This window comes from Prevotella sp. P4-51 (genome assembly GCF_002251455.1).
Taxonomy (GTDB): domain Bacteria; phylum Bacteroidota; class Bacteroidia; order Bacteroidales; family Bacteroidaceae; genus Prevotella.
The window spans coordinates 1-17,692 of record NZ_NPJM01000039.1; the positions used below are offsets into that span (position 1 = coordinate 1).

The following is a 17,692-nucleotide window of genomic DNA, read 5'->3' on the forward strand; positions in this document are numbered from 1 at the left end:
CCCCAAAACAGGCCGGTCAAAGCAGTTTGGGGGATTTTTTATTATTTTATGCAAAGATACAAAATTCTTATAACACTGACAATTAGATCGTTAGGTTGTTTTTGACTGATTTACGAGCATCCCTAAATAGTTTTAGGGTAGGCTGTTGTGCCAATAGTTGGCGGCATGGTCATCCGGAATTTACCGGACAGCCATGCCGCATCATCTTCATAATTATTCCATTGCTTTGACCGTGTCGATTTTACCGTCTTTCATACCGACCTTCAACTTGACATCGCGAATGAACTTTTGTCTTTTGTCATTCATGTCGTTGTACTTGTAGGTAACGATGTAAGCACCATTGTCGTACTTGACATTCAGGGTCTGCAGAGCCAGCGAGTCGATGCCGATATTGTCGGTCGCAAAATCATAGGCTATGCCTGATGTGCGGTCCTTCTTGGTATCCTTGCACATTTCGGCAGAGCAATAGATGTTCATTACAGAGTCGCATTTGGCAAAACTGGTCTTGTTGTCACTGATGCTGAAAGCTACAGCATACTGCCGATAGAATTCGCGCACCTTCTCAATCTCGTTTGCATCACCAGTTCCTGCCGAAACTTTCACGGCGGCCAGCACCACGCATAGTAATGCGGCCAAAATGATACTTAATCTTTTCATAGCTGTTGTTGTTTTTTCAATTATACCACTTTTTGATACTCTGATAGCTATTACTGCTATCTAAGTCAAATCGTCTCCATGGTTATTCTATTGCTTTGACAGTGTTGATTTTTCCATCTTTCATACCGACTTTCAGCTTGGCATTACGAATGAATTTTTGTCTTTTGTCGTTCATGTCGTTATACTTATAGGTGACGGTGTAAGCACCATTGTCGTACTTGACATTCAGGGTCTGCAGAGCCAGCGAGTCAATGCCGATATCGTCGGTCGCAAAATCATAGGCTATGCCTGATATGCGGTCCTTCTTGGTATCCTTGCACATTTCGGCAGAGCAATAGATGCTCATTACAGAGTCGCATTTGGCAAAACTGGTCTTGTTGTCACTGATACTGAAAGCTACAGCATACTGCCGATAGAATTCGCGCACCTTCTCAATCTCGTTTGCATCACCAGTTCCTGCCGAAACTTTCATGGCGGCCAGCACCACGCATAGTAATGCGGCCAAAATGATACTTAATCTTTTCATAGCTGTTGTTGTTTAGAGTCTTTTCATTGTTTTTGATTATCTATCCTTGTAATTGTTAGCTACTTTACGTATTTGCGCAGATGATGTTATTGACGCTTGCAAATTTATAACGAATTTTGACACGCTCCAAATTTTCCATATACCCTTTTTAGGGGATAAAAGTGCTGTTTTTTGGGTGTTTTTCGTCGTTTTTGTGTTTTTTCCGCCCTTTTTTATGTTTTGAGGTGGCTGAAGCGCTTTCGTGGACTATAAAAAACCGCCCGTGAAATCTATAGAATCAGTTTTTCGTTTGTAACAATTTCTTACCGTCAGTACAATATTTGCATGTGTCGTACATTGCTGTCAGGAGTGTATTACACGGCACAGCTGCTCGACGTCGCACTCGAAAGTTTCGCGGTTAATGGCACGGCTTTTTATTGTAGAGCGATAGTTGTAGATGGTGCGAGGAGTATAGAATAGCAATGCCGCAATCTCCGAACTCTCCTTGACGCCCAACCTTATCAAAGCGTAAATGCGCAGTTCGGTGGTAAGCCGTCCCTTGTGTGGAGGCACAATCTGCTCGTCGGTCCGCAGCAGAGCGTTGAATTCGTCGACAAACGAGGGGTATAGGTCGAGGAAAGCCGTGTCGAAACTGTTCATGAACGTAGCCGCATCCTCTTCCGAAAGGCGCGACGACGAAGCCGTATTGAGCAAGTCGTTGACCTGGCCTACCTTAATTTTGCGCTTCACAAGAGTCTCAAACTTGCTCAGACGGTCGATGTATTTGGCGCAAAGGTCGATGTAGAGTTTAGCCAGACGTTCGCGTCGGCTGTTTGTGTCGAGCAATCGTGAGTTGAGAGTATTAAGTTTGTCGTTGAGCGACGACAGTAGGTTGTTGCTCTCGGATAGCTCGTGTCGGTGGCGTGCCAGCAGTCGGTTTTGTCGGCTGTAGAAGTATAGCAGCACTACAACGAACGCGAATAGGATAGACACTCCGAACAATGCGAAGCGCATGATGTTGTTCTGCGATGACAGCTTTTCGCGATAGGTCGACACGATGACGGGCAGTTTCTGCGATATTTCAATGATACGCAGTCGGTTGTTGTAGTTCTTGGCGTCGTCCATAGCAAAATTGATGTAGCGCTCGGCAAGCAGAATGTTGTCGTCGCCCTTCTTGAACAGATACATTGCAAGGTCTTGCATGGCGAGGTTTTCGCGCGTACAGTTGAGCAGGTCGCTAATGCATGCACGCAGCATGTACTCCTCATACTTGTTGTTATTGTTGTTGGCGCTGTAGTTGTTGGCAATGGCATACGATGCCATGGCATACCATCGCGACTCTACGGGGGCTGTACTCAGAGTCTTGAAGTAGTGCTCCAGGGCGCGCTTGTCGTTGCGTTCCACATATATAAAATACTCACCCCAGAAGAAATTGTAGTAAGAGTCGGTAGGGCGGAGCATCGTTACAGCCTGCTTAAGGTAATTGTTGGCACGCTCGTGATAGCGTGGCGAATAGTAATAGTCGTGACAGTAGTCAGCCCAATAGGTGTAGATGAAGTAGTAGGCTATGGTATAGTCGAACCGTAGTTCGTTGTCGAGGTGAGTCGAATCAATCTCGTCAAGCAGCGCAACGGCTTCGCCATAGAGTCCGCCTATGCCCAGCAGCGACGCTTTCTTAATGCGGCATTTGTCGTGATGGAATTTGTCACCGATGCGGTCGGCAAGCGTTATAGCCTTGTCGGCATACACCATGGCAGAGTCAAATTGAAAAACGAAGTACTCATCGTACAGCTTGTCGTAAGCCGAAAGCAGCGTTTCGGGCTTTTGGCTTTTGTGTGCCATCGACTTGTAGAAGTCGATGCGTGCCTGCTTCTTGCCGTATATCTGCGTTATGTTGTCTATAATGCTGTCAATACGCTGTATAAGCTCGCCGTTGGTGTCTGCCATTGAGGAGGTGGCGGTGGCAATAAAGAGTATGATAATGGCTATGTAACGTTGCATAGAGTGAATTGTTAGTGGTTTCTATAGGCTTCTGCAAATTTACAAATTTTGCAGAAATAACATATTAGATGATTGCCTTTTTTTCATTCCTATTCATATTTTTTCATTGATTCCCCCTTGCTTTGATAATATTATTGCTTTGCGGACGATGTACTTGGCAGTGTGAATGCGCTTTTGTAAATATCTGATTATCATATTGTTAATATTTTATTTAGTCATAGACGTGTACATATTGGGTACTTTAATGAACAACTTATGAAAATAAATTCTACATTTGCAACCGTCATAACGACACAACAACTAAAAACCAATAGTATGAACAAAACCAATCGAAAATGGATCAGCCAGATTGTTGCTTGTTCGTTTCTTGCAATGTTGCCCATAGGCGCATACGCACAGAACAATAAGACAATACATGGTGTAGTGAAGGATGCCAATGGTGAGACTATCATTGGAGCCTCCGTTGGACAAAAAGGCACTAAAAACGCCACAGTAACCAACCTTGACGGAGAATTCTCGATTTCAGTTCCCGACAATGCAGTACTCGAAATTTCGTACATCGGCTACAACAACCAGCGTGTTGCCGTAGGTGGCAAGTCGTCGCTTGAAATCGTATTGACCGAAGATGTCCACAAACTCAACGAAATTGTCGTTGTAGGTTATGGCGTTATGAAGAAGAAAGACCTCACCGGAGCTGTCGGTTCGCTTGCTGCCAAGGACATAGAGAACTCGCCGGTAGCCAACATCGGACAGGCCATTCAGGGTAAGATAGCAGGATTGCAGGTTGTAGATGCCGGCAAGCCGGGCGACAACGTTACTATTAAGGTGCGCGGTATGGGTTCTATCAACAACTGCGACCCTCTTGTAGTAATAGACGGAGTGCCAACCGACCTCGGCATCAATGCCATCAACATGGCAGACGTAGAGCGTCTGGACGTGCTGAAGGACGCTTCGGCAACGGCAATATACGGTAGCCGCGGTGCCAACGGTGTCATAATGATAACCACCAAGAAGGGAAAGGAAGGCAAGGGACGCCTCTCGCTCTCTGCCAATCTTGCCGTGCAGAATGCCACACGTACTCCCGACCTGCTCAATGCAAGCCAGTATGCAGCGCTGAGCAACGACATGATGAACAATTCGGGCAACACCGCCAATCCCGAATGGGCAGATCCGTCGGCTCTTGGCAAAGGAACCGATTGGGTAGACGAGTTGTTCCGTACCGGATATATGCAGAACTACACGTTGAGTTATTCGGGTGGCAGCGACAAGGCACACTATTATGTGTCGGGAGGTATGCTCGATCAGTCGGGTATTGTAAGAAGCGTCAAGTACCGCCGATTCACCTTCCAGCAGAACTCTGATGCCCAGGTGCAGCCTTGGTTGAAGATGACATCCAACATAACCATTTCGGCCGACCGCAAGCAGCAGGGCAGTTATGACATGGGCAATACATACAGAGCACTGCCCGTCTTTGCCGTTAAGGACGCCAGCGGCGAGTGGACCGGACCTGAGGGCAATTCGCTTTGGTATGGCAGCGTACGCAACCCGATCGGCCCAACCACAACCGACCGCAGCAGCACTAAGGGCTATAACCTCCTTGGCAATATCTCGGCAGAGGTGACTTTGGCTAAGTGGCTCAAGCTGAAGAGCACGTTCGGCATTGACGCCAAGTTCTGGTATAACGACAGCTATACCCCCAAGCACAACTGGAAACCCTCGCCCGTTGAGGAGAGCAGCCGCTACAAGAGCGACAACAAGTCGTTCACATATCTTTGGGACAACTATTTCATCTTCGACCATACGTTCGCCAAGAAGCATCACGTAGGACTGATGGCTGGTACATCGGCACAGTGGAACAACTTCGACTATCTCAACGCACAGAAGAACGTGTTCGCTTATGATGGCGTACACGAGATGGACAACGGCGAGAAGATGCATGCCATCGGCGGCAACGAGACCGAATGGGCGCTTATGTCGTATATGGCACGACTCAATTATGAGTATGCCGACCGCTATCTTCTTACCGCTACAGTACGCCGTGACGGCTCGTCGCGCTTCGGCCGCAACAACCGTTGGGGAACATTCCCGTCTGTATCGCTGGCATGGCGCGCTTCTGAAGAAGAGTGGTTCCCGAAGAACAACATTCTCAACGACCTCAAGATACGTGCCGGATACGGCGTTACGGGCAGTCAGGCCAGTGTGGGCAACTACAGCTATCTGGCTTCATACAACACCAGCGTATATCCGTTCGGCAAGACAGGAACAGAACAGTCGGCACTCATTTCGGCAACGCTTGCCAATCCTAACATTCATTGGGAGCAGGTGGTACAGACCAACATTGGCTTCGATGCAGCACTCTTCAATCAGCGTGCCCGCCTCACATTCGACTATTATATAAAGAATACGACCGACATGCTCGTAAAGGCTTCCATCCCAATCACTTCGGGATTTGAGGACACAAGCACCACTTACACCAATGCCGGAAAGGTTCGCAACACGGGTTTTGAGGTTTCGCTCAATACCGTCAACATTCAGGGTCCGCTGCAGTGGGAGACAGGTATCGTCTATACATACAACCGCAACAAGATAAAGAGTCTCAACAGCGACGTGCCTTACTATATCAATCAGGTGAACAACTCGTACGTAACGATGCTCGCCAACAATCTGCCCATCAACGTGTTCTACGGTTATGTCACCGACGGAATATTCCAGAACGAGCAGGAAGTAAAAGAACACGCCATTCAGACAGGTGCCGAGCCTGGCGACATACGCTTCAAGGACCTCACCCCCGACGGTGTTATCAACGACAACGACCGCACCGTGATAGGCAATCCTAACCCCACCCACATCTTCTCGATGAGCAATACGCTCGCATGGAAGGGTCTGGAACTGTCGGTATACTTGCAGGGCGTGGCTGGCAACAAGATATTCAATGCCAACAAGATAGACCTTACGGGCATGTCGGCAGCCTACAACCAGCTCACCGACGTGCTGTCACGCTGGCATGGCGAGGGCACAAGCACCACGATGCCACGTGCCGTTTATGGCGATCCCAACCAAAACAACCGCATCAGCGACCGCTTCGTTGAGAACGGTGCATACTTGCGTCTGAAGAGCATTTCGCTCTCTTACAATGTGCCGCAGCAGTGGCTTCGTGCCCTGACACTCAATTCTGCACGCATCACATTCTCTTGCGAGAACGTGGCAACGATAACCGGATACTCAGGTTTCGACCCCGAAGTGGGTGTCAACGGAATCGACCTCTCAAGCTATCCCATCTCGCGCACGTTCAACATCGGATTAAACCTAAACTTCTAACAACTGAATCATTATGAAAAAGATATTTATTCTGGCTCTCAACATAGCGCTTGTAGGCTCGATGTGTTCATGCAGCGACTTCCTCGACCGTGAGCCTAAGAACACAGTCGACCCCGAAACGACGGTCGACGAGGACGTGGCGGTGTCGATGGCAAATGCCTGCTATCGTACACTCCAGTCGTCGAATATGTACAATCAACGTCTGTGGACACTCGACATCGTTGCTGGTAACAGCATAGTAGGCGCTGGTGGAGGTACCGACGGCATTGAGACCGTTCAGGCTTCCAACTTCACCACGCAGAGCGATAATGGTATGGCGCTGTACATGTGGCGCTCGCCTTGGGTCGGTATCGGACAGTGCAACATCCTCATCAATGCTCTCGAAGACAAGAATCCGGAAAAGGGCACCATTTTGGGACGTTCGCTCGGTGAGGCTTACTTCCTCCGTGCACATTATTATTATATACTTGTACGCTTGTATGGTGGGGTACCTCTGCGTCTGAAGCCGTTCAATCCAGGCGAGAGCACGGACATAGCACGTGCTTCAGTTGACGAGGTTTACAAACAGATAATTGACGATACCAATCGCGCAGCCGATCTGCTTCCTGCCAAAAGCCAGCTTGATAACGACAATCTTGGACGTGCTACGAAGGACGCAGCCTATACAATGCTCGCCGATATATACCTCACACTCGCTCCCGACAACAATGAATACTATCAGAAGGTTGTGAGCCTGTGCGACGATGTGACAGCTCTTGGCTACGATCTAAGCCAATGCACGTACGAATCAAACTTTGACGCTACCATCAACAATGGTCCTGAGTCAATCTTCGAAGTGCAGTTCTCTGGCAATACCGAATACGATTTTTGGGGAAACAATCCGCAGTCGAGCTGGCTGTCGACATTCATGGGACCACGAAACTCCAACTTTGTGGCAGGATCTTACGGATGGAACCTGCCTACAGAAGAGTTCATGTCGCAGTATGAGGAAGGCGACAAGCGCAAAGACCTTACCGTATTGTATGATGGATGTCCCGATTTTGACGGCATGACATACAAGAGCAGCTACTCAACTACCGGATATAACGTGCGCAAGTTTCTCGTTTCAAAGAGCGTATCACCAGAATATAACACCAATCCTGCCAACTTTGTGGTGTATCGCTATGCCGATGTGCTGCTTATGAAGGCTGAGGCTCTTAACGAGCAGGGCAAGACTGCTGAGGCAGCCGAGCCTCTTAACATCGTCCGTCATCGTGCCGGACTGCCTGGAGTGAGAGGATTGTCGCAGGAAGCTATGCGCGAAAAGATTATACACGAACGTCGTATTGAACTGGCGTTTGAGGGCCATCGCTGGTTTGACATGATACGCTTGCAGCATGGCGACTATGCCGTGAAGTTCCTCAAGTCCATCGGAAAGTCGCGCGTCACAAAGGAACGCCTGCTCTTCCCCATCCCGCAGACGGAGAGAGACGCCAACAAGCTGATGACACAGAACCCTGGATATTAAAGGTCAAGAAACATTATAAACAATAAAAAAAGAATCAATATGAAACGATATATAAATTGCATTCATAGTCTGTTGGCTCTTCTTTTCATCGGCTTCGCACTCTCCGCTTGCTCAGACCAGGACTACACCGAACTGGACAAAGGACGCGACCAGCTGACAATCACGGCTGACCAAGCCCTGTCTGCTCTGGAAGAGACCAGCCATGCAAGTGACGCCGTCACCCTGAACTGGACCACTGGCAACAATTACGGTACCGGCAACCGCATCAGCTATCGTCTGGAGTTGGCTAAGGCTGGCACCGACTTCGCCCAGCCTTACGTGGCTGTGGACGAACAGACGCAGACTTACACGTGGAGCGCCAACGTGGAGAATCTTAACAACATCATTCTCGACAAGATGGGAGGCACCGTTGGCACACCCATTGACATCGAAGCACGCGTCACTGCCATAGTCAGCGGCGTGGAAGAGACACAGACTGCCACCACGCAGTTCACCGCTACACCATACGAACCCGTCACATCCACATTGTATATTATAGGTAGCGCAGCTCCAAACGGATGGAGCGCCGACAATGCATCGGAGATGACACGCACCACCAACGGCCTCTTCACTTGGGAAGGCATGCTCAATAGCGGCGAGATAAAGTTCATAACCACTCTCGGACAGTTTCTGCCTTCATACGGACGCGGCGACAACGGTGGTCCAGTGCTCCGCACAAGCGACGACCAACCCGACGAGAAATGGACCATCGACGAAGCACACGACTATAAGGTGACCGTGGATTTGCTTGCCGGAACAGTAAGCATAGAGAAGACAGAAGGCATACGCCCTGCCTTCGACCAGCTCTTCTTTGTCGGCAATCCAACCGGATGGGGCTTTGAACCGATGACACAGGATACTCTTGATCCCTTCCTCTTCCGCATGGGACGCTACTTTGAGCAGGGAGTTGGCGGCGAGTTTAAGTTCGGAACATCCATGAACTCATGGGAGAACATGTATAAAGCCACACAGGCAAACGCTCCTTACACAGACAAGAGCATGGAATTCGTATCTGGTTTCGACCCCGACAACAAGTGGAATCTGCAGGACAGCGAGACCGGCAAGGCTTATAAGATATGCGTTGACATTCGTTCGGGCAAGGAACGTATGATGATGAGCGAGTTCACTCCATACGAAATGATATACCTTGTAGGTGATGCTACACCCAACGGATGGGATCTTGGCCATGCCACACCGATGACTTCTACAGCGAGTCCTTATGTATTCACATGGACAGGTCAGCTCAACGCAGGCGAACTCAAGTTCTCTTGCGACAAGCAGAGCGACTGGTACGGAGCGTGGTTTATGCCTTCAGCTCCCGATGCCGAACCAAAGGGCACTGCCGAGCAGGCTCTCTTCATCAACAAGAGTGACGAAACACTTAAATCGCAGTATCTGACTGTGAACGTTAGCGACCTCGACTACAAGTGGAAGATAACATCGTCGGGCACATACACCATAACGCTCGACCAGCTCAACGAGACCGTAATAATCTCAAAAAAATAACAATCTAACAAAAGCATAAAATGAAAATGAATGTATTGCTAATGGCGTTGCCGTTATTGATAGGCTCATGCAGCGATGACAACAATAGCTACAACGACCCCGCTACCGTTCCTACGGACATTATACAGACCGTGGTGAAGACCACAGCCGATCTCTCGCTCACTGTCACTACAGACAAGGCGGCATACAAACCGGGCGAGACAGTACGCTTCAACGTGACTGACGGTACTCTGCCTGCATCGGCTCGCATACGCTACCGTCATGGTTCTGAGGTGATAGCCGACGAAAACTTAGGTTCAACTTCGTGGACATGGACAGCTCCGCAAGCTGATTATACAGGCTATATGGCCGACATATACACAGTTGACGGCAACAATCAGCAGACCATCTACGCCACTATTGGCGTAGATGTGTCGAGCGATTGGGCGCGATTCCCACGCTATGGCTTCATAGCTTCATACGGTAGCGACCGCACTTCAGATGTTATTGCTTCCGAATTGTCTTTTCTCAACCGCTGCCACATTAATGGATTGCAGTTCTACGATTGGCAATACAAGCAGCATTGGCCGCTCGGCGGCACACCAGGCAATCTGCTCGAGAGCTACAAGGACATTGCCAACCGCGACAACTACACTTCGGTGGTGAAGGACTACATTGCCCAGGCACATTCGTTGGGCATGAAGGCTATGTTCTACAATCTCTGTTTCGGTGCATTTGACGATGCAAAGGCTGATGGAGTGGACGACCATTGGTATATATATACCGACCAGAATCACTCCAAATGCGACCGCCATCAGTTGCCGTCCGACTGGAAGAGCGACATATATCTTGTCGATCCGTCGAACAAAGACTGGCAGAATTACCTTGCCGACCGCAACGACGATGTGTATGAAGCACTCGATTTTGACGGATTCCATATCGACCAGCTTGGCTCACGTGGCACCGATTACGACTATTATGGATCGCAGGTGAATCTGCCTAACGGCTATGCATCGTTCATACGAGCTATGAAAGAGCGTCAGCCCGACAAACGTCTGGTGATGAATGCCGTCAGTAATTATGGCTCAGACAAGATTGTGTCAACAGGATGCGTTGACTTTATGTACTCCGAATTGTGGGATGGTGAAGACAAGTTCAGTGATCTCCATGACATATTGAAGGCCAATCGCCTGTATTCCGGCAATACGTTAGGTCAGGTGTATGCCGCATATATGGACTACGGACACAATAAGCCGGAGTTCAATACACCCGGAGTGCTGCTCACCGATGCCGTAATGTTCGCCCTCGGAGCATCACATCTCGAACTCGGAGCAGGACATATGCTGAGTTCAGAATACTTCCCTTATGCCGATGTGAAGATGAGCGCCGGACTGAAGAAGCAGATAGTGGCGTACTACGATTTCCTTACAGCCTATCAGAACTTGCTTCGCAACGGTGGAACAGAGACACAATGCGATATTGCAGCAGCCAAGTCTGTGGTAACGATCAATGCATGGCCGCCCGTACTTGGCAACGTAACGGCATACAGCAAGAGCGTAGACGGCAAGCAAGTGGTGAGTCTGCTCAACTTCCGTCAGGCTAACAGCTTGAGCTGGCGCGACAAGGACGGAACGATGCCCGAGCCCGAAGCCATCGACAACCTAACATTGCGTATGCGTGCAAAGAACGTAAAGAAGCTGTGGGTGGCATCGCCCGACCAACTCGGAGGCGCTCCGCAGGAACTGCAATATCGTCAGGATGGCGACTTCGTTGTATTTACCGTTCCGCAGCTTAAGTATTGGACAATGATTGTTGTAGAATAAATAAGCCAGTACACATGAAGAAACTGTTGTTTTCAGCACTTGCACTTGCCCTCACATTGGGGGCAGGTGCGCAGACTGTGACATCGCCAGACGGCAACGTTTCGGTGAAGTTCTATCTGCAGGACGGACGTCCCACGTATGAGATGACATACAAGAAGAAGGAAGTGATACGTCCGTCGCATCTCGGATTGGAACTTGCCAAGGACAAGCATGCATCCAACGAGATGAACGAACAGAACCTCATGGACGGGTTCACGGTGAAGAACACGCAGACTGCCACGTTCGATGAGACATGGCGACCGGTATGGGGCGAGACCGCAACTATACGCAACCATTACAACGAACTTGCAGTAACGCTCAATCAGGCTTCAATGCAACGTGATATCTGCATTCGTTTCCGTGTCTACGACGACGGTATGGGACTGCGCTATGAGTTTCCGCAACAGCCCAAGCTCAACTATATCGTAGTGAAGGAAGAACACACCCAGTTTGCAATGGCGGGCGACCATACAGCCTATTGGATTCCGGGCGACTACGACACGCAGGAGTATGAAACCGTAATATCGAAGATGAGCGAGATACGTTCGAAAATGAAGGCAGCCATAACTTCCAATGCTTCGCAGACATCGTTCTCGCCTACGGGTGTACAGACATCACTGCAGCTCAAGACCGACGACGGTCTCTACATCAATCTGCATGAAGCCGCCTGTGTCAACTTCCCCACAATGCACCTCAATCTCGACGACAAGAACATGGTGTTCGAGTCGTGGCTCACGCCAGACGCTACGGGTATGAAGGGATATGTACAGACTCCGTTCAACACACCGTGGCGTACGGTGATTGTAAGCGACGATGCCCGCGACATGCTTGCGTCCAACCTCATACTCAATCTCAACGAGCCGTGCAAGATAGAGGATACGTCGTGGATTCATCCTACTAAGTATTGCGGAGTGTGGTGGGAGATGATAGCCGGAGGCAAGCAGTGGAGCTACACCTTCGATCTGCCTTCGGTGCATCTTGAAAGCCTTGACTATTCAAAGTGCCGGCCGCACGGACAGCATCCTGCCAATACCGAGAATGTGAAGCGTTATATTGATTTCGCTGCCAAGAACGGACTTCAGGAGGTGCTGGTAGAGGGTTGGAACATCGGATGGGAAGACTGGTTCGGTCATTACAAGGACTATGTGTTCGACTTCCAGACACCTTATCCCGACTTCGACATAAAGTATCTCAACGACTATGCCCACTCCAAGGGCGTGAAACTGATGATGCACCACGAGACGAGCGGATCCACACAGAACTACGAGCGTCATCTGGAGGCAGCCTATACGCTTATGAACAAGTATGGATATGATGCCGTGAAGAGCGGCTATGTGGGCGACATCATTCCACGAGGCGACTACCATTATTCGCAGTCGACCAACAACCACTATCTCTACTGCATCAAGGAGGCGGCCAAGCATCACATAATGGTCAACGCGCATGAGGCTACACGTCCTACTGGATTGTGCCGTACATGGCCTAATCTCGTAGGCAACGAGTCGGCACGAGGCACAGAGTATGAGGCATTCGGAGGCAGTGAGCCTTACCATACGGTCATTCTGCCGTTCACCAGATTGCAGGGTGGTCCGATGGACTATACTCCCGGCATATTCGTAACGAAGCTGAGCGAGTGGTGCAACAATAAATCCAATGTCAACACAACGCTCTGCGGACAGTTGGCACTCTATCTAACTATGTACTCTCCGTTGCAGATGGCAGCCGATCTGCCTGAGAATTACGAGAAGTATGACGATGCTTTCCAGTTCATTCGCGACGTAGCTTGCGACTGGGACGACTCTCGCTATCTGGAAGCCGAGCCTGCCAAGTATATCACAGTAGCCCGCAAGGCTAAAGGAACAGACAATTGGTTTGTGGGCGGAAAGTGCGATGCCGAAGGCCATCAGTCGGTAGTGCGCCTCGATTTCCTTGACAAAGGACGCAAGTACGACTGCGCCATCTATCAGGATGCACCCGATGCTGATTATGAGAAGAATCCTTCAGCCTACGTCATCACCCATCGTACGGTAAAGAAGGGCGATGTGCTGAAGCTGAAGCAGGCGCGCGGCGGAGGATTTGCCGTAAGTCTGATGGCGAAATAAAAACGTTTTGATTTTTGTAATGGTATTTTTTAGGAGGGTGTGGCATTATTGTCATACCCTCCTGTTACTGTTTTATAAAGACAATCACTCAATAATTATTCAAACAACAAATCTATATTGATAATGAACCGAAACAATTCTTCCTGCAAGCAGCTTGTTCTTGCCTCTGCACTCTCAGCCCTTACGCTCACCGCAGCTGCTCAGAACGACAGCAATATCTAACTTTACGAAATTTTGGTGGTACAAAGTTACGTATTACATTTTTTGGGTGTTTTTCGTCGTTTTTGTGTTTTTTCCGCACTTTTTTGATGAGTTTGGCTTGATTTTTCGGCATCCACTCGCCTATCTACGCTTCGATAACCTACGTGGCGATGTGGCTTATTTCTGTTTCGTGGTTTGCCTTAATCATTTCGTGGCTTGCCGTAATCGTTTCGTGGTTCGATTTTTCCGTTTCGTGGTTTGCCGTTAGGATGTCTTGGGGCTCGGTGGTTTTCGGGTTGGTCGGTGGGGTAGAGTGATGGCACACGGCGGTCGGGTCGGGCTGCTGCGTATGGGCGTCTGTGGTGTATGGGTGAGGTCGATGGTGTGAGCGGATGAGCGGATGGTTTCTCTGGGTGGGCCTTGGATGGCGCGGGCTCTCCCGCGTGGCGTCATCCCTTGTCGTCAAGGGGCGCTACGGCCGGCGTACTTGGGTTAAGGGCAAAAAAAATGGACTCCGCTGAGTCCAAAACCTTGTTAACCTTAAATCTAATACTATGAAAAACACGATGCAAAGGTATTCAGATTGCGCGAATCAGCCAAATGTTTCGGCCAGAATTGTCTCCGAAAGTATCTTTTCTTGACATATATCAAACATCTGCTTGACCCTCAACGGTTAAGTGAACCTCCGTGAGCCCAGACGGCGCCTCTGCCGACGGCGAAAACCACGAGAAAGTAAAAATAATTGATGATTGATTTGGTATTGTCTTCTTTATTCATTACCTTTGCAAAAGTATTAGAAAAGAAGAGGATAATAAAAGTTGGAATTTCGACAACCTGCAAAGCTGTTGGAATTCCTTATTTTATTGTTGTCTGTCCAATGTAGAACAAATTAATTCAAAAATTATGGCTTACATGTCGCAAGAGGGCTACGACAAACTCGTAGCCGAGCTCCGCAGGCTCGAATCGATTGAGCGCCCCAAGGCATCAGCCGCAATCGCTGAAGCCCGTGACAAGGGTGACTTAAGTGAAAACTCAGAGTACGATGCTGCCAAGGAGGCACAGGCTCACCTGGAGAGCAAAATCAACAAAATGAAACTAACCATCGCCGAGGCCAAGATAGTAGATATGTCGCGTCTCAGCACCGACACTGTACAGATTATGTGCAAGGTCGAAATGACCAACGTGGCCAACCAGGCTAAGATGACCTATACCATCGTGAGCGAGAGTGAGGCCAATCTGCGCGAGGGCAAGATTTCCATCCACACCCCCATCGCCCAGGGACTCCTCGGCAAGAAGGTGGGCGAGGTCGCCGACATCAAGATTCCCAACGGCGTCATCCATCTGCGCATCGATCGCATCTCGATCGACTGATAGCGGGCTCGCAACCACGCTCTATACATCAACCCAAACCAACAATACGATTATGGCTACCATTTTCACTAAGATTGCAGCCGGTGAGATACCGAGCTACAAGTGTGCCGAGAGTGCCGACTTCTATGCATTCCTCGACATCAGTCCTCTCACCAAGGGTCACACGCTGGTGATACCCCGCAAGGAGGTCGATTACATCTTTGATATGGACGACGCCGAACTGGCCGCTTTCCAGGTGTTTGCCAAGAAGGTGGCACAGGCCATCCGCGCCGCGTTCCCCTGCCGCAAGGTGGCTCAGGTGGTGCTGGGTCTCGAGGTGCCTCATGCCCACATCCATCTCATGCCCATCAATTCAGAGGCTGACGTGGATTTCCGCAAGGAGCACCTCTCTCTCGAGCCTGAAGAGATGCAGCGCATAGCCGACAGCATCTACGCCGAGTTCCAGAAGCTCTGAGCGTCGCCCCCGACACCCTCATACATAGAGAGCCGCCGACAGGCGCGCTTCCCCGGTCATGGAGAAGCGGCCTGCCGGCGGCTCTTGTGTTGTAGTGGATGACCTTTAGTCCAGCGACTTGGCTCTCCACCAGGCTGTGCGGGCTTTGACATAGCCCACCACGCCGTCTTTGTTTACCTTGTACCATCCCTTCTCGAGGCCCAGACAGGCTGCCGACTCGGGAATGTAGCCCTTGGTGCTGGTGAGCTGGCCTACCACCGCCGACTTGGCGTCTGCCGACTTGTAGATGTTCACCTTGCCGTCGGCCTTGCGACAGCATACCCATCCCTTGCCTTTCTCGGGCGACCAGTACTCGATGCGGCTTTCCTTCTTGTCCACCCATCCGTCGTCCTGGCACATCGCGTGGTACTTGTCGGCGGTCTCGCCGATGTACTCACAGGCCATACCGTCGGGGCCTATCACCATCTTGACGGGTTTCACCGCTTGCGCCTGTGCGCTCCAGCATGCCATGGCTGCCATGGCTGCAAGCCAAAACTTTCTTGCTTTCATACCTATGTTATTAAGGGTTTACACGTATTCGTCGCCACGCTTCATCTGCACGTCGTTTACATACTTGCGTATCAGGTCAGACGAGTCTTCCTTCTTGCAGATGAGCAGCACGTTGCCTTCCTCTGCCACGATAAAACCGTCGAGCCCGTTGATGACTGCCAGCTTGCCCTTGGGCAGCTTGATGATGTTGTTGTGGGCGTCTTCGGTCATCGCCTCCGAGTCTATCACCACGTTGTCGCCGTCGGCGCGCCTCATAGCTTCATACACATTGTGCCATGTGCCTATGTCTGCCCATCCAAACCGGCACTCCATCACATACACGCTCCCCGACTTCTCCAGAACGCCGCGCTCTATCGACATGTTGGGGTAGGAGGGGAAGTTGTCCTGTATGAAGCGGTTCTCCTCGTCCAGCGTCCATTGCGGGTTGCTCTCGTCGAGGTTGCGCAGCACGCTGGGGAGGAAGGTGCTGAACGTGTGGTAGAGGAAGCGCGTGTTGGCGAGAAACATACCCGTGTTCCAGTAGAACTCGCCACTCTCCATAAACATGCGGGCAAATTCGCGGTCGGGCTTCTCTGTGAACGACTGCACGCAGTAGACTTCGTTGCGGGCCACTTCGCCCTTCTGGATATAGCCGTAGCCGGGCTCAGGGCGCGTGGGCTTGACGCCCATCGTGAGCAGACAGTCGTTGGAGCTTACGAAGTCGAAGCCCTCGCCCACGTTGGCGAAGAACTGCTGCTCGTCCAGCACCATCTGGTCGGAGGGGATGGCCAGCAGACAGGCATCCTCGTTGGTATGGTTGATGCGGTGGCACGCCCACGCCACGCTGGGTGCCGTGTTGCGGTGTATGGGTTCGGCCAGGATATGGTCGTCGTCCACCTCGGGCAACTGCTCGTGCACCAGGTCGAGGTAGGCCATATTGGTGTTGATGTATATGTGGTCCAGAGGCAGCATCCGCCGCATGCGGTCAAAGGTCTGCTGCAGCAGCGTGCGCCCGCAGCCGAAGAAGTCTATGAATTGTTTGGGCCGTGCTTCACGACTGCAGGGCCAGAGGCGTCGTCCCTTGCCTCCTGCTATGATTACACAGTAATTGTTGTTTATGTTAGTCATATATATATGTCTGTAAGATGAGGTTTCTAATCGGCGGCTAAGATAACCATTATCCCCGAATGGCGCAAGCATTTTTGCGTTTTTCTGAAAAAAAAGTTTGTTAATTCGGAAAAATGTCTTACCTTTGCATCCGAATTATTGGATAGAGTTGCCCAGATGGCGGAATCGGTAGACGCGCTGGTCTCAAACACCAGTGGAGCAATCCGTGCCGGTTCGACCCCGGCTCTGGGTACAAGGAAGCAGCCAAGTGTTATTACTATAACGCTTGGCTGCTTTTTTGTGTCCCATTCACCAACCCGCCGCAAGGGCAAAGCGCACCAATAGAAGCCCCATCCCAACCTTTCCCAAGGGGAAGGAGTCTTGTCTAAACGCCTCAAACACAGCAGGAAGCAGCTCCCGCCCCTTGGGAGGGCACTGAAAAACTAAAACCCACTATCAAATTGAAAGTTGATGACGGAAAAATAGCTGTTTTACCCTTTATTATCTGTCTATTTTAGCCTTATTTTAGGCGATTTGCAGAAAGAGAAGTTACAA

General features: G+C 50.2%; 12 protein-coding genes and 1 tRNA gene. 8 read left to right on the top strand and 5 right to left on the bottom strand.

The window, feature by feature from the left end; genetic code table 11:
• Window positions 1–213: 213 nt before the first annotated feature.
• The 3 genes from CIK94_RS04825 to CIK94_RS04835 all read right to left on the bottom strand — a co-directional run bounded on the left by CIK94_RS04825 (window position 214) and on the right by CIK94_RS04835 (window position 3,163).
• Window positions 214–657 (bottom strand): hypothetical protein, encoded by a 444-nt coding sequence (locus tag CIK94_RS04825; RefSeq protein WP_144008294.1) that lies wholly within the window; start codon window positions 655–657, stop codon window positions 214–216.
• Window positions 658–739: 82 nt separating this feature from the next.
• Complete coding sequence (locus CIK94_RS04830) at window positions 740–1,183, bottom strand: hypothetical protein (RefSeq protein WP_144008295.1); 444 nt, start codon at window positions 1,181–1,183, stop codon at window positions 740–742.
• 342 nt (window positions 1,184–1,525) lie between these two features.
• Window positions 1,526–3,163, bottom strand: coding sequence for a DUF6377 domain-containing protein (locus CIK94_RS04835; RefSeq protein ID WP_094385319.1), 1,638 nt, complete (start codon window positions 3,161–3,163; stop codon window positions 1,526–1,528).
• A gap of 372 nt (window positions 3,164–3,535) precedes the next feature.
• Between CIK94_RS04835 and CIK94_RS04840 the strand changes: the two genes are divergently transcribed.
• The 7 genes from CIK94_RS04840 (at window position 3,536) to CIK94_RS04870 (ending at window position 15,502) form a co-directional block, all read left to right on the top strand.
• The gene (locus CIK94_RS04840) at window positions 3,536–6,481 is read left to right on the top strand and encodes a SusC/RagA family TonB-linked outer membrane protein (RefSeq protein WP_371591642.1); all 2,946 of its coding nucleotides are present in this window, start codon (window positions 3,536–3,538) and stop codon (window positions 6,479–6,481) included.
• A gap of 13 nt (window positions 6,482–6,494) precedes the next feature.
• On the top strand, window positions 6,495–7,988 hold the full coding sequence (locus CIK94_RS04845) for a RagB/SusD family nutrient uptake outer membrane protein (protein WP_094421612.1): 1,494 nt from the start codon (window positions 6,495–6,497) through the stop codon (window positions 7,986–7,988).
• A gap of 39 nt (window positions 7,989–8,027) precedes the next feature.
• The gene (locus CIK94_RS04850) at window positions 8,028–9,533 is read left to right on the top strand and encodes a SusF/SusE family outer membrane protein (RefSeq protein ID WP_094421614.1); all 1,506 of its coding nucleotides are present in this window, start codon (window positions 8,028–8,030) and stop codon (window positions 9,531–9,533) included.
• Between the two features lie 20 nt (window positions 9,534–9,553).
• Complete coding sequence (locus CIK94_RS04855; RefSeq protein ID WP_094385327.1) at window positions 9,554–11,335, top strand: glycoside hydrolase family 66 protein; 1,782 nt, start codon at window positions 9,554–9,556, stop codon at window positions 11,333–11,335.
• A gap of 14 nt (window positions 11,336–11,349) precedes the next feature.
• A complete protein-coding gene (locus CIK94_RS04860; RefSeq protein ID WP_094385329.1) occupies window positions 11,350–13,476 on the top strand; it encodes a glycoside hydrolase family 97 protein in 2,127 nt (708 codons plus the stop codon).
• Window positions 13,477–14,580: 1,104 nt separating this feature from the next.
• Window positions 14,581–15,048: a transcription elongation factor GreA gene (gene greA, locus CIK94_RS04865; protein WP_094385331.1), complete on the top strand. Its 468-nt coding sequence runs from the start codon at window positions 14,581–14,583 to the stop codon at window positions 15,046–15,048.
• Between the two features lie 52 nt (window positions 15,049–15,100).
• Window positions 15,101–15,502 (top strand): HIT family protein, encoded by a 402-nt coding sequence (locus CIK94_RS04870; RefSeq protein ID WP_022309579.1) that lies wholly within the window; start codon window positions 15,101–15,103, stop codon window positions 15,500–15,502.
• Between the two features lie 105 nt (window positions 15,503–15,607).
• Here the strand turns inward: CIK94_RS04870 and CIK94_RS04875 are convergent, their stop codons facing one another.
• Window positions 15,608–16,051 carry a hypothetical protein gene (locus CIK94_RS04875; RefSeq protein WP_144008296.1) on the bottom strand — a complete coding sequence of 148 codons (444 nt, stop codon included), beginning with the start codon at window positions 16,049–16,051 and terminating at the stop codon, window positions 15,608–15,610.
• A gap of 18 nt (window positions 16,052–16,069) precedes the next feature.
• Window positions 16,070–17,158, bottom strand: a complete 1,089-nt coding sequence (locus CIK94_RS04880) for a mannose-1-phosphate guanylyltransferase (protein ID WP_094387795.1) — start codon at window positions 17,156–17,158, stop codon at window positions 16,070–16,072.
• Window positions 17,159–17,308: 150 nt separating this feature from the next.
• Here CIK94_RS04880 and CIK94_RS04885 point away from each other — a divergent pair.
• Window positions 17,309–17,390: transfer RNA gene (locus CIK94_RS04885), tRNA-Leu, on the top strand.
• Window positions 17,391–17,692 lie beyond the last annotated feature (302 nt).

Bases quoted from the DNA above. Each gene is read 5' to 3' on its own strand.
- CIK94_RS04850 (WP_094421614.1), top strand. From the start codon at position 8,028: ATGAAACGATATATAAATTGCATTCATAGTCTGTTGGCTCTTCTTTTC.
- CIK94_RS04855 (WP_094385327.1), top strand. From the start codon at position 9,554: ATGAAAATGAATGTATTGCTAATGGCGTTGCCGTTATTGATAGGCTCA.
- CIK94_RS04860 (WP_094385329.1), top strand. From the start codon at position 11,350: ATGAAGAAACTGTTGTTTTCAGCACTTGCACTTGCCCTCACATTGGGG.
- CIK94_RS04840 (WP_371591642.1), top strand. From the start codon at position 3,536: ATGTTGCCCATAGGCGCATACGCACAGAACAATAAGACAATACATGGT.
- greA (WP_094385331.1), top strand. From the start codon at position 14,581: ATGGCTTACATGTCGCAAGAGGGCTACGACAAACTCGTAGCCGAGCTC.
- CIK94_RS04845 (WP_094421612.1), top strand. From the start codon at position 6,495: ATGAAAAAGATATTTATTCTGGCTCTCAACATAGCGCTTGTAGGCTCG.
- CIK94_RS04870 (WP_022309579.1), top strand. From the start codon at position 15,101: ATGGCTACCATTTTCACTAAGATTGCAGCCGGTGAGATACCGAGCTAC.
- CIK94_RS04875 (WP_144008296.1), bottom strand. From the start codon at position 16,051: ATGAAAGCAAGAAAGTTTTGGCTTGCAGCCATGGCAGCCATGGCATGC.
- CIK94_RS04825 (WP_144008294.1), bottom strand. From the start codon at position 657: ATGAAAAGATTAAGTATCATTTTGGCCGCATTACTATGCGTGGTGCTG.
- CIK94_RS04830 (WP_144008295.1), bottom strand. From the start codon at position 1,183: ATGAAAAGATTAAGTATCATTTTGGCCGCATTACTATGCGTGGTGCTG.
- CIK94_RS04835 (WP_094385319.1), bottom strand. From the start codon at position 3,163: ATGCAACGTTACATAGCCATTATCATACTCTTTATTGCCACCGCCACC.
- CIK94_RS04880 (WP_094387795.1), bottom strand. From the start codon at position 17,158: ATGACTAACATAAACAACAATTACTGTGTAATCATAGCAGGAGGCAAG.